This is a genomic window from Chitinophaga sp. GbtcB8, assembly GCF_019091455.1.
In the GTDB taxonomy this organism is placed as follows: Bacteria; Bacteroidota; Bacteroidia; order Chitinophagales; family Chitinophagaceae; genus Chitinophaga.
Genome location: NZ_JAGXJN010000030.1, coordinates 25,471 through 38,278, shown reverse-complemented (window position 1 = coordinate 38,278; position 12,808 = coordinate 25,471). Strand labels below are relative to the sequence as shown.

At 48.4% G+C, this 12,808-nt stretch carries 12 protein-coding genes; 9 read left to right on the top strand and 3 right to left on the bottom strand.

What is annotated here, in order from left to right:
* Positions 1-31: 31 nt before the first annotated feature.
* The 7 genes from KVT36_RS22665 (at position 32) to KVT36_RS22635 (ending at position 6,000) form a co-directional block, all read left to right on the top strand.
* On the top strand, positions 32-322 hold the full coding sequence (locus KVT36_RS22665) for a hypothetical protein (protein ID WP_217605732.1): 291 nt from the start codon (positions 32-34) through the stop codon (positions 320-322).
* 279 nt (positions 323-601) lie between these two features.
* On the top strand, positions 602-802 hold the full coding sequence (locus tag KVT36_RS22660) for a KTSC domain-containing protein (protein WP_217605731.1): 201 nt from the start codon (positions 602-604) through the stop codon (positions 800-802).
* Between the two features lie 61 nt (positions 803-863).
* The gene (locus tag KVT36_RS22655) at positions 864-1,448 is read left to right on the top strand and encodes a TetR/AcrR family transcriptional regulator (protein WP_217605730.1); all 585 of its coding nucleotides are present in this window, start codon (positions 864-866) and stop codon (positions 1,446-1,448) included.
* Positions 1,449-1,489: 41 nt separating this feature from the next.
* On the top strand, positions 1,490-3,031 hold the full coding sequence (locus KVT36_RS22650; RefSeq protein ID WP_217605729.1) for a DHA2 family efflux MFS transporter permease subunit: 1,542 nt from the start codon (positions 1,490-1,492) through the stop codon (positions 3,029-3,031).
* Between the two features lie 28 nt (positions 3,032-3,059).
* Positions 3,060-3,899, top strand: coding sequence for a helix-turn-helix domain-containing protein (locus KVT36_RS22645; protein ID WP_217605728.1), 840 nt, complete (start codon positions 3,060-3,062; stop codon positions 3,897-3,899).
* A gap of 106 nt (positions 3,900-4,005) precedes the next feature.
* Positions 4,006-4,989: a GlxA family transcriptional regulator gene (locus tag KVT36_RS22640; protein ID WP_217605727.1), complete on the top strand. Its 984-nt coding sequence runs from the start codon at positions 4,006-4,008 to the stop codon at positions 4,987-4,989.
* A gap of 27 nt (positions 4,990-5,016) precedes the next feature.
* A complete protein-coding gene (locus KVT36_RS22635; RefSeq protein ID WP_217605726.1) occupies positions 5,017-6,000 on the top strand; it encodes a GlxA family transcriptional regulator in 984 nt (327 codons plus the stop codon).
* 9 nt (positions 6,001-6,009) lie between these two features.
* Here the strand turns inward: KVT36_RS22635 and KVT36_RS22630 are convergent, their stop codons facing one another.
* The 3 genes from KVT36_RS22630 to KVT36_RS22620 form a co-directional block, all read right to left on the bottom strand.
* Complete coding sequence (locus KVT36_RS22630; RefSeq protein WP_217605725.1) at positions 6,010-8,199, bottom strand: molybdopterin cofactor-binding domain-containing protein; 2,190 nt, start codon at positions 8,197-8,199, stop codon at positions 6,010-6,012.
* A gap of 541 nt (positions 8,200-8,740) precedes the next feature.
* A complete protein-coding gene (locus KVT36_RS22625) occupies positions 8,741-9,091 on the bottom strand; it encodes a hypothetical protein (protein WP_217605724.1) in 351 nt (116 codons plus the stop codon).
* Positions 9,092-9,157: 66 nt separating this feature from the next.
* A complete protein-coding gene (locus tag KVT36_RS22620) occupies positions 9,158-9,928 on the bottom strand; it encodes a helix-turn-helix domain-containing protein (protein ID WP_217605723.1) in 771 nt (256 codons plus the stop codon).
* Positions 9,929-10,238: 310 nt separating this feature from the next.
* Here KVT36_RS22620 and KVT36_RS22615 point away from each other — a divergent pair, with 310 nt between their 5' ends.
* Both KVT36_RS22615 and KVT36_RS22610 read left to right on the top strand, forming a co-directional pair.
* Entirely contained in the window at positions 10,239-11,270 is a 1,032-nt protein-coding gene (locus tag KVT36_RS22615; RefSeq protein ID WP_217605722.1) for a hypothetical protein, read from the top strand.
* Between the two features lie 27 nt (positions 11,271-11,297).
* Complete coding sequence (locus KVT36_RS22610; RefSeq protein WP_217605721.1) at positions 11,298-12,752, top strand: MBOAT family protein; 1,455 nt, start codon at positions 11,298-11,300, stop codon at positions 12,750-12,752.
* Positions 12,753-12,808: the final 56 nt, after the last annotated feature.

Here is a 12,808-nt window from a genome sequence, read left to right as displayed (position 1 = left end):
TAATCGAGTACTTTTGAGTACTAAATAAAAAATGATGGCACAGTTACCCAAGTTTATGATCGCCGACGATCCTATTACAGATCCAGACAACGAATACATCTTTCACACAGAAAAGCCAAGGTTCTTTGCCAAACGTGTGGAAGAAGATGAAGAAACCGCTTACATTGACATTGTTGAAGAACTGGATAATGTAGATGAGTTCTTCCATAATGAGCCGGAAAAAAAGCAGGAGTTGCTGGAGCAGCTGGAGGATTGGTATTATTCTTACATGGAGTGGCTGGATGAAGATGCCGATGAAGATGATGAGGACGAGGAGGAGTAGTCGTTTAACCCCATTCAGGAAGTATTTACCTGGTGTTCATGTTGGAATGCTGGCCGTTGTTACAGCGGCCAGCATTTGCCATTTATTTTAGTGTTGTTAACCCCTGGCTATATCCCTCCCATGGTTTTGCAGCGGCTGCAGGTCAACAAGCAAAGTCTTCAATAAAGGTATTTACTGCAAACAACTGCGGGTAAGCAATAGTTGCCCTGGTGTTCCGCTTATCTCTCCCAGCAAAGGCCTCATTTTTGATGGTATAAGCAGGTACCAATCCTGTTGCATATGCCATCCACCGTTGTTGCCACCATGAAGTACAATGCTGATAAAGCCACCCTCCGGGTAGTGTTTGTATCCGGGATGGTGTATGATTACCTGGGTGTGCCGCCGGAAGAATATGAGGCCATGCGCACCTCCGGCTCCAAAGGCAAATATTTAAATGAGCACATTAAAAAGCATTACGACTACGTAAAGGTGAAGGGCTGAAAAATATATTTTGAAAATAATACCGTTCGGTATAAATTTGTACTACTAAAGAAAGGCAACTATGTCCAAAGCAGAAAAAACCAGGGCTTTTATTATTGAGAAAACGGCGCCCATCTTCAACAGGAAGGGCTACGCCGGTACCTCGTTAACAGATATGACGGAAGCCACAGGTTTAACAAAAGGAAGTATTTACGGGAACTTTGATAATAAAGATGAAGTGGCGCTGGCCGCGTTTGAGCATAACCGTGCCCAGGTGGAGCAGATCATTCGCGGGGAGATGAGCAAATACGAAAAGGTGAAAGACCAGCTGCTGGTATATGTGCATGTGTACAAGGATTTTTTAAAACACCCCTTTCCCGAAGGCGGCTGCCCCCTGCTGAATACCGCTACAGAAGCAGATGATACGCATCCTGCCTTAAAGGAAAAAGTAAGCGCTGCCATTACCCACTGGAAAAGCCGCATAGCAGCGCTTATTAAAAAAGGGATAGATAACAGGGAGTTCAGCAGCACCGCAGATCCGGAGCAAACGGCGCTTACTATTATAGCCTTGCTGGAGGGTGCTATCATGATCACCAAGGTTACCGGCAAGATCAATTACCGCAATGCCATTATGCAGTCAGTTGAAAAACTGATCAACGATCTCTAATGATATTTTTTTACTGTAAAATATACCGATCGGTATAAAATATGAAAAGAACCATCCTGCTCATAACGGTTATCACCGCCGCTATGATGGAGCTCATAGATACCTCTATTGTAAACGTAGCCTTATCACATATGAGCGGTAACCTGGGCGCTACGCTGGAAGATACTTCCTGGGTGGTAACTTCCTACGCCATTGCCAATGTGATCATTATTCCCATTACCACTTTTCTCAGCACCCTGCTGGGCCGGCGTAATTATTACATTGGTTCGGTGATTGCCTTCACGTTCTTCTCTTTCATGTGCGGGCAGGCTACCAGTATCTGGATGCTGGTAGCATTCCGTTTTTTGCAGGGCATGGGCGGGGGCGCGCTGTTGTCTGTATCGCAGGCCATTGTATTTGAGCTGTTCCCCAAAGAAAAGCAAAGTGTGGCCAGCGCCTTATTTGGTATTGGGGTATTCATTGGCCCCACCATTGGCCCTACATTAGGCGGTTACATTACGGAGTATTATTCCTGGCCCTGGATCTTTTATATTAATGTGCCCATTGGCATTGTAGTAGCCTCATTGTGTTCCATATTGCTGGGTGAGCCGGCTGTTAAACAACCGGGCGGTAAAATAGACTGGCTGGGCATTTTCCTGCTGGCTGTTGGTGTAAGCGCTTTGCAAACAGTACTGGAACGGGGAGAAACAGAAGACTGGTTTGAAACCCGCTACATTGTATGGCTAACGGTAACGGCTATGGTAGGATTGTGCCTGTTTGTATGGTGGGAGCTAAAGACCAAGCAACCCGTGGTGAACCTGCGTGTGCTTAAAAGCCGCAACCTGAGCATAGCAGCGGTGCTTACCTTTATTTCAGGCATAGGTATGTTCAGCTCTGTTTTTTTAACGCCGGTATTTGCACAGCGCCTGTTAGGGTTCACGCCTTCGCAAACCGGACTGTTATTATTGCCCGGGGCCTGTATAGCTATAGGTGGGTTAATTGTTTCCTCGCGGCTGCTGCAGCGTGGCCTGTCGCCCATGTACCTGATTGGCACCGGCATTATTTTCTTTGGCTGGTTTAGCTGGAAAATGTCGCGGCTTGACCTTGATGCAAGTGGTTTTGACATAACTACAGCGCTGATCTGGCGGGCCCTTGGTTTGGCCATTGTAACCGTACCCTTAACCATGCTGGCAGTTTCTTCCCTGCAGCCAAAGGATATGCCGCAGGGCGCAGCTTTAAATAACATGATGCGGCAGCTGGGCGGCTCCTTTGGGCTGGCGCTGGTTAATACCTATTTAACTCAGCGCAATGCCGTGCACCGGGCAGACCTGGTATCTAACATTACCGCATACAATCCCGCAACCGTACAACGTCTTTCCGGCTACACGCACTATTTTATGAGCAGGGGTGCTACCGCAGCAGAGGCGCAGCAGCAGGGCCTGGGTATGCTGAATGCCGTGGTGGTAAAGCAATCCAGCCTGTTAAGCTTTTGTGATGCCTACCTGGTAGTGGGCGCTGTTTTCCTGGTAGCGCTGCCCTTATTATTATTTGCCAGCCAGCGTAAGCAGGCAGCAAGACCGGCCGTAATACTCTCCGATCACTAAAGCGTTAATATGCGTATTTTAGCGATCAATGGAAAATGCGGCTTCAGCAAACGGTTATATTAGTGAGCGCATACCGGTAGCCCCGGAATGGGACGAAGTATTTGATCCTTTTTATTATGCGTTGAATAAGCAGCAGGTACCGGTGCGTAAGAAGCTGTTGCCCACTTTCCAGACCATCCTGGTATTTAATTTCGGAGGCCCTATCCTGTTATACCCGGATGGAGATGATAAAATACTAACGATGGGCAAAACCGTAGTATTAGGGCCGTTGAAAAAAGCCTTTGAATATGAGCTGCCGGCCGGCAGTGAAATGCTGGTTGCTAATTTTAAATGGGATGCATTCTACCGTTTTTTTGGTACGGCATTACAGCCGTATCACGATCATTTGCAGCACCCGGATGTATTGCTGCAGCAAAAACATTGTTTTGCTGAGCTGTGGGAATCATTAAAAGCCCTGCCGCAAATGGAGCAGCGCGTAGAAAAGGTGCTGGATTTTGCCGGGGCGTATTTGCGCCAGCGGGAGGCCGCTTCCGAAGCGCTCATTGACAATAACCCCACGGATGTATTAAGTCCGGTAAAAACCATTGCCGGTAAAAAAGGACAAACGGAACGCAACATACAGCTGAACTATAAAAAGTACTTAGGCTACAGCGCTAAGGAAATGAGCCGGTACCAACGTTTTCAGCAGGCCGCTGCATTAGCGCTGCAGCTCTTTGAACGCAGGGGCGCCGTAGATTGGTTTGAGATCATTTACCAATGCGGGTATTATGACCAAAGCCACCTGATACACGACTTCAAACATTTCCTGGACCTAACCCCAGCCCAATTCATTAAATTTCAATCGGATATCTGCATTGCAGGTAGTTAGCTACCCCGCTGATATACCTGTTTAGGACAAGTGCCCATCCCAACAGGGGCTAAAAACGCCACGTATGCGGGCGGATTGTGACAGCGCGCCTGTCTAATTTTATAACATGAAACACATATCCATTCTTGTTCCCGAAGGGGCTATATTAGGAAGCATTGAAGGTCCGCGCCAGGTATTTACAGAAGTAAATGCGTTTTTAGAAAGCATGGGAAACGCACCCCGGTTTAAAGTGCAGCTGGTATCGCAGGGTACCATACCCCCGGTATATAATGGCATTTACCAGGTAAGCGCAACTCCTATATCAGAGGTTGGCAGCACAGACCTGGTGATCATTCCTGCGCTGGATGGCGATATGCAAAAGAACCTGGAAAATAATAAAGCATTTATACCCTGGATAGTACAGCAATATAAAAGAGGAGCCGAAGTGGCCAGCCTTTGTGTAGGGGCATTTCTGTTAGCCGCCACCGGCTTGCTGCAGGGCAAGAGCTGCGCTACGCACTGGATGGCGGCCAATGCTTTCCGGCAAATGTTCCCGGGAGTGAACCTGGTGGAAGATAAGATCATTACCGACGAAAATGGCCTGTACACCAGCGGTGGCGCCTTTTCTTACCTGAACCTGATCCTACATCTTATCGGCAAATATGCCGGGCGCGATGTAGCGGTATTTTGCTCCAAAGCATTCCAGATAGATATAGAACGGCAAAGCCAGTCGCCTTTTATAATTTTTAAAGGGCAGAAGGAACATGAAGATGAGCTGATCAAAAAAGCGCAGGAGTTTATAGAACAAAATTTTCAAGATAAAATTACTGTCGATGAATTAGCGGGTATGTTATATCTTGGACGAAGGAACTTTGAACGCCGGTTCAAAAAGGCCACATCCAATACTGTAGTAGAATATATGCAGCGGGTAAAGGTAGAAGCTGCCAAAAAAAGCTTTGAGACCAGCCGCAAGAACATCAATGAAGTAATGTACGACGTAGGTTATGCCGATGTAAAAGCATTCAGGACCATTTTCCGGAAAATTACAGGACTAACGCCTATTGAGTACCGGAATAAATATAACAGAGAAGCCATTGTATTAGAAGCCTAAACCGTTACAACTTTTTTACTGTTAGTTATGAAACACGTATCCATCCTTGTTCCACGCGGACATACCAGCTTAAGTAACATTGAAGGTACCCACCAGGTGCTGTCGGAAGTGAACAACTTCCAGGAATACAGGGGAGAGGATCCTGTATTTAATATACAATTGGTAGGCCTGGAAAAAGATACCTCTCAGCGCAACGGCACCTACACCGTTAACCCGGATGTATTGATAACAGACATTGCTAAAACAGACCTGATCATTATACCCGCCCTGCACGGCGATCAGAAAATAGGCATGGAGCATAACAGGGAATTAATTCCCTGGATCATTGAGCAATACCGAGGTGGGGCCGAAATTGCCGCATTCTGTATCGGCTCTTTTTTCCTGGCCAGTACTGGATTAATGAGCGGAAAACGCTGCGCCACACACTGGCGTTTTGCCAACGAGTTCCGCCAGATGTTCCCGGATGTGGACCTGGTGGATAACAAGATCATTACAGAGGAAGATGGTATTTATACCAGTGGCGGCGCTTACTCTTACCTGAACCTGCTGCTGTACATGATCGAAAAATATACCGACCGTGATACCGCCATCTTTATCTCCAAAGCATTTATGATAGATATAGACCGGCACAGCCAATCGCCCTTTATTATTTTCCAGGGACAAAAGACCCATGAAGATGAAGCGGTGAAAAATGCGCAGGAGTTTATAGAAAAGAACTTCCAGGACAGGATCACGGTAGATCAGCTGGCCAGCGCCTTTGCTATGGGCCGCCGCAGCCTGGAGCGCCGCTTTAAGAAAGCCACCAGCAATACGGTTTCAGAATATATACAACGGGTAAAGATCGAGGCTGCAAAGAAAAGCTTTGAAACCAGCCGTAAGAATATTAACGAAGTAATGTATGATGTAGGATATGCAGATGTAAAGGCTTTCCGCACCATTTTCCGTAAGGTCACCGGTCTTTCACCCATGGAATACCGCAATAAATACAACAAGGAAGCAGTGGCCGTATAACCGTTGGCGTTAACCCTTCAGCTTCTCGGGTAATATAGGCAGGTGCCGTATGCGCTTGCCGCTGGCACGGTACACGGCATTGGCAATAGCTGCGCCGGAAGGGCCCTGTACTGCTTCGCCTGCGCCCAGCGGTTCCGCATCCGGGTGTGGTATCAGCGCTACTTCTACTGCAGGTGATTGTTTAAAACTGAGAATGGGATAAGAGATCCAGTCCCTGCTGGTTACATGCTGTTCATCAAAGGTTACCTGCTCGCGTATGGTCCAGCTGCAGGCCTGCACCATGCCGCCTTCTGTCTGGTTCTTTACGCCATCCGGGTTAATGATCTCACCGGCATCTACTACCGCCCACATCTTTTGCACCTGTATGCTATAGTCTGTTTTAATGTGCACCTGTGCAGCTACTGCGCAGTAGGCGCCGGAATTTTTATACCGCGCAAATGCAATTCCCACTGCTGTTCCACTGGCAGCAGGCGCAGGTGGCAGCATGGTCTTTAATTTTTGCAGTACTGCAATGGCCCTTTCATCGTCCAGGTGTGCCAGCCGGAAGGCAAAGGCATCCTGCTGCGCTTTTTCCGCCAGCTCATCTATAAAACATTCAATAGCAAAAACATTGGCAAAAGCGCCCAGGCTGCGCAGGGAAGAGGTGCGCAGCGGCCCCTGGAAGGCATGCGCTATAATGTGCTGGTTGGGAATGTTATAATACGGTTCTGAATTACGGAAAGCGCCACCGGCATAACCGCCGCCTTCCTGTTTAAAAGGTTTGGTTATGTAACGGCCCGGCAATAAATTGGCTGCCTGGCCGCCGGGGCGGGCGCCGTGGGTGTCTGAGCGCAGCCCATATTGCCAGTGTGTGATTTTTCCTTTATCGTCCAGCGTAGCTGCCAGGTCCATGAGCATGGCGCTGCCATAAGGCTCCCAGCCATGTTCATCCTGCCGGCTCCACTGCAGGCGTATAGGCCTGCCCGGTAATGCCATGGCCAGCAGCGCTGCTTCTGCCGCTACATCATCGGCCCCGTTATGCCCGTAACAGCCGGAGCCTGGAACACCTTTTACATGAATACGCTCTGCCGGTAGCTGTAACAGCTGCTGCAGGGCTTCCCGCAAGGGATATACGCCCTGGCTGTGTGTCCATACCTGCAGCTGTTGCTGCTCATTATACAAGGCCACCGCGCAGGATGGCCCGGTAGCGCCGTGCATAATATACGGTTTAAAATAACGGGCCTGCAGGGTAGGGGTGTTTATTGCCTGCCCTTTCTCCCGCACGGTTTGTGATCTTACTGGCAGGGAAGCCAGGTGTTCCGCTAAATTATGGCTGCCGGCTAAAGGAGTGCCTTTGCTCCATTCAGCGTGCTGGGATAATAACTGTTGCGCCTGTACGGTATCATACTCGCGGGTAGCTATTACGCCCAGGAAGCTGCCGTTGGCTACTACTTTCAGCAGGCCGGGTACTTTTGCTTTTACTGCCTGCTCATTATACTGCTGCAGCTGCGCATCATAGGCCGGGGGCCGCACGATGCGCGCATGTACCATACCGGGAAAATGCAGGTCCTGCACATACACAGGTGCGCCTTTAACTATTTGCGGCACATCATCCCGGTGCACAGGTGTGCCGGAAGTGGTATAATCTTTTTTAGGTTTTAGCTTAACGGTAGGTTTTATTTCACCGCTCAGCTTATTGCCGTTCAGTATTTGCGCAAAGGTGGCGGAGCGGTCGCCATTTTTCGTAGAGGCTTTACCGTTATCAAGGCGCAGCTGCTCCGGCGGTAAGTTTAATTGTGCGCCTGCCAGCTCCAGCAAACGTTCCCGTGCAGCTGCCGCAGCATACCGTACGGACATGGCGCTGGTTTCAATAGAGGTGCTGCCTGCTGTATAATTTTCATTGGGGGTAACTTCTGTTTCTGCCAGGGCTACAGTTACTTTTTCCATGGGCAGGTCCAGCTCCTCTGCTGCTACCTGCGCTACTGCGGTGCGTATGCCCTGGCCCAGTTCCAGCTTGCCGGTAAATACGCGCACGCTGCCATTTGCCAGCACTTCCAGCCAGGCATCTATGTTCGAGTATTCTTTAAGATTGCCGGGTAGTTCCTGTAAGGGGAACTCCCGCAAGGGTAGGGCTGCGCCTGCAAAGGGTAATTGGGTAAAAGAAAATCCAATGGTCAGGCAGCCGGCTGTTTTTAAAAAATCTCTCCTGGAGTGGTCCATCCTGTATCAGTTTAAACCGTATCTACGGCGGGAGCTTGTTGCTAAAAATAAAAAAATAAATCAGCAATAGCAACCGCAGGATTGGCCGGTAGCGTCCCGGTTGAAATTTTATACTATTATCTCACCTTCGCAAGACTGTCAATTGACGATTGTATAGCAATCAACCGGCCATGAACGGCTCCAAGCTGCAACTTTTCTGCCTTTGCGCTGTCGTTCTGGCCATTGTACGTACAGCCAGCCATTCTTTCATTTATATTATTGGCGCTATCCTTAAGTAATTTTTGTTCACTTAAAAGTTTCGTCTGCAGGTTGTTGTGATTACATCCACAAGCGAATATTATGAGAAGGCATAAGATGGCTGAAAATTTCATTTGAAGTTTTTTGAAAGTTGGGAAAATCGGGATTTATTTTGCAATAATAATGTATAAATAACAGCTTATTCCCCCACTCATCAAATTTCAAAGTAAGACATTACGGTTGATCTGCCATTCTCTATTTTTATGCCTGCAACACTTTTCGGCACACTCAGAACATGGGCCGGCTAGTTATTGTTTGTGCCAGGCCGCGGCTGCATTTCCCGCACTTCCACTCTGCCGCCCAGGTCAAGCGGCGGGCACGCTTTGGCCAGCTCCACGGCCGCTTCCAGGCTGGCTGCCATAATATTAACAGTACCGCCTACCATTAAACCATCCCGCTCTATTGCGCCGGTTTCAATAGTACGTTCTATACCGGATAATACAGCGCCTTTCCGGAACAGGATATTGCTGCTCACATAAATGCCCTGTTGCCTCCATGTGGGAATAACAGCGCCCCATTTTTTACGCAGGTTATTTAATTCTTCATCTGTTTGCAGGGTAGTGCGCATGTGTAAGATCAAAACATATTCTTTCATCTTGCTATTTTTTACAAGGCAAAATTATCCCGCCGCTGAACCGGTGCATTGTAAAAAATCATTGATCTAGCAGAAAGCAGGTGATTTAAAAAAGTCCTGCGGGGATTGACCGGTAAAGGCTTTGAAGTCTTTGATAAAATGTGCCTGGTCAAAATAACCGGCATCATAAGCAAGGGCTGTTAATGTTTGGTTGGGAGTGTATTGGGTAATGAGTTTCCTTAACCGCACAATGTTGGCAAATTGTTTGGGTGTAGCGCCAACCTGCTGGCGGAAACGTTTTTCCAGCGCATCCTGGCTAATGTTTAGCTGGTAGGAGAGCTCCCTGATCTTAATGTTCTGCAGGGTAAGCTGCTGCACGGCGGCCTGTATGCGGGGATCCGGCTCATATGTTTGTACGGCTGATAATAACCAGCTTTCTATAATGCGGATCCGTTGCGCATGGCTGGCAGCAGCGGCTAATTGCTCAGTGATGTTATCCAGCTGTTGCCGGCTTACCAGGACATCCAGCGGGATGCTTTGCTCAAAAAATTCGTGTAAAGGCGTTTTAAAAAAAGCAGCTGCGCCGGCTGATCTGAAGGTTACGATCAGTGTGGCGGTATTAGGAGTATAGCTGATCAACCGGGCGGTTTTTCGCATGCCGGAGATACAGGTGGCCGGGGCAATGCCCCTGCTGCCGCTGTTCATACTATGCTGTACCTGGCCCCTGAAACGGAAGGCCATTACCACCGCGGTATCCGGCAAGATCTTATTTACCACTCCGTGATCGCTTTCAATGATCAGGAAGTTCTTAATGAACGGTTGTAAACGGATGCCTGGTATGTAAGTATGGAGGCGCATATATGTTAATGCTGATCTGCAAATATACGGGTTACTACGGGGTTTTGCGCGTATTACTACGTGTACATTTGCAGCGCAATATTTGATCGCACAAGAAAGCATTGGCCTCTGGTATCTATATGAATAAAAGGAATGGAATGCTTTACTGTAGAGGATTATAGATTAATTGTATGCCCCGGATGTAACCCCGTATTTCTACGTAATTACTGTTAAGCTCCAAAAGAAAAGGCAACCAATTCTATTTTACTTACGTGTACAGTGCGATATAAAATTCATCATTTCAAAATGTTTTAAAAGTTAACGCTTGAAAATGACAACTAAGAATTTAGCACGGCCAGCACTGTTCATGGTCATCCTGGTAGTAATTGTCATCAGCAGCTGGGAGATCTATTTGCGCGCAAGCGGGTTCACCCTTTCTTATGATGATGCAGCCCCGCAATGGTCTGCGCAAAGGGCGCAGGTGTACCAGTCGCCGCAGGCAGCTACCGTATTTATTGGCTCTTCCAGGATCAAGTATGACCTGGATATTCCCACCTGGAAAAAACTGACCGACAGGGATGCTGTGCAGCTTTCTATTGAAGGTAACTCGCCGGTGCCGGTGCTGCTGGACCTGGCAGATGATCCGGCCTTTCACGGCAGGCTGGTAGTAGATGTAACAGAACCCCTGTTCTTTTCCAGCATGCCGGAGTACAATAAGGAACCAGCCGGGGATGTGAGCTATTACAAATTAGAAACGCCTGCACAAAAAGCAGGTTATTACCTGAACCATGTGCTGGAATCACAGCTGGTGTTCCTGGACAAACGTTTTCTTTCGCTGAATGCGCAGCTCAACAGGCTGCCTATCCCCCCGCGCCCGGGCGTAGTATCAATGGATAATATACCATTCCCGCCTGACTTTTATAAGGTGCAGTCCGACCGTCAAACCTATATGGACGACCGTTTTGTACGCGATACAGCACAGCAGCACGCGGTACAAAATATATGGGCCGGTTTCCTGAACATGGCTGCACATGCGCCGCCCCCGCCGCCCAACATGGTACCGGAAGTACTGCAATCTGTAACCATTGCAGTGAACAAAATAAGAGCACGCGGCGGCCAGGTAGTATTTGTACGCACGCCTTCCTCCGGTATGTTCTGGGACATAGAGCAAAAAGCTTTTCCCCGGGAAAAATTATGGAATGCCTTACTGGCCAGCACCCAATGCCAGGGTATTCACTTCATGGATTATGAAAGCACCCGCCACTTTATATGCCCGGAGTGGTCGCACCTTAAACCCCAGGATGCACGGGCCTTTACAAAAGCGTTGATTACGCTGCTGCCGGCATCATTTGTAAAACATTAATCTCATCACTGCAACAAATCACCTGTCATGGTTTTCAATTCATACACGTTCATCGTTTTTTTTGTCATTGTGCTTGTGCTCCACAACCTGCCTTTTAGCTGGAAAACAAAAAAAGTTAACCTGCTGCTTGCCAGCTATATTTTTTACGCAGCCTGGAATCCTCCCTTCATCCTGCTGCTGTGGTTATCTACATTAGTGGACTACTTTGTGGGAAAGGCGTTATATACGCAAAACAATATTCATAAGCGGCGCGTGCTGCTGGTAATAAGCCTCATCGGCAACCTGGGCATGTTATGCTTTTTTAAGTACGGTGGCTTTTTAATGGAGAATTTTGTGGACCTGGTAAATGCAGTAGGCTTCAGCTACCATCCGCCCAAACCCAATATTATTCTGCCGGCAGGAATCTCGTTCTATACATTTACCACGCTGTGTTATACTATAGATATGTACAAAAAGGAGAGCAAGCCCATTCCTACCTTGCTGGACTTCTCCCTGTTCGTAACCTTTTTTCCGCACCTGGTGGCCGGGCCTATTGTACGCCCGCCGCAGCTGGCCGCGCAGTTTGAAACACCGCGTACGGCTACACGTAAGCAGCTGCTGGATGGAATGTTCCTGGTATCACTGGGCCTGTTTATGAAAGTGGTGCTGGCAGATGGGATGCTGGCAACGTCGGCCGATGCAGTGTTTAATACCACCAAAGCGCTCACCAGCCTGGATGCCTGGATGGGAGTGCTGGCTTTTACCGGGCAAATATTCTTTGACTTTGCTGGTTACTCCATTTGCGCTATGGGAGCTGCTTTGAGCCTGGGCTTTACCCTGCCGCAAAATTTCCAGACACCGTATGCTGCCATTGGTTTTTCTGATTTCTGGCGGCGCTGGCACATTACACTGTCGGCCTGGTTACGGGATTATTTATACATTCCTTTGGGCGGTAACCGCAAAGGAAAGTTCCGCACCTATATTAACCTCATGATCACCATGTTGCTGGGTGGGCTGTGGCATGGCGCCAGCTGGACCTTTGTGGCCTGGGGCGGTTTGCATGGGCTGTATCTGTGGATAGAGAAATTTTTTGAGGACAGAAAGAAGAACAAGCTGATTGCACAGCCGCTGGTACCCAACCCGCAGGCGCCTGCACCCAAAACATTTCCCGGTATTTTTTACGCATTGCTCACTTTTTTCCTGATCAATATTACCTGGGTATTTTTCCGCGCCACTACTTTTGCCGGTGCAGGTAAAATACTGGGCGCCATGGTGGGTATGGCGCAGGGTGCCATGCCCCTGCTTACCAGCCTGGCCATTGCAAAAATTGTGGTGGTAATTACCGGTATGCTCATCCTGCACTGGGTGTTACGCAATACCAAAGTGATTGATGCGGCTTATAAGCTGCCCTGGTGGATAACCGGTACCGTATGGTCGGCCATGCTTATTCTGCTGATACTGAGCCAGGAAAGCAGCAGCGCATTTATTTATTTTCAATTCTAGGTGTTTATATAACTTTTAGAAAGAGGCGCCTCCTGTCTTTGCCATAGGAGGCGGCC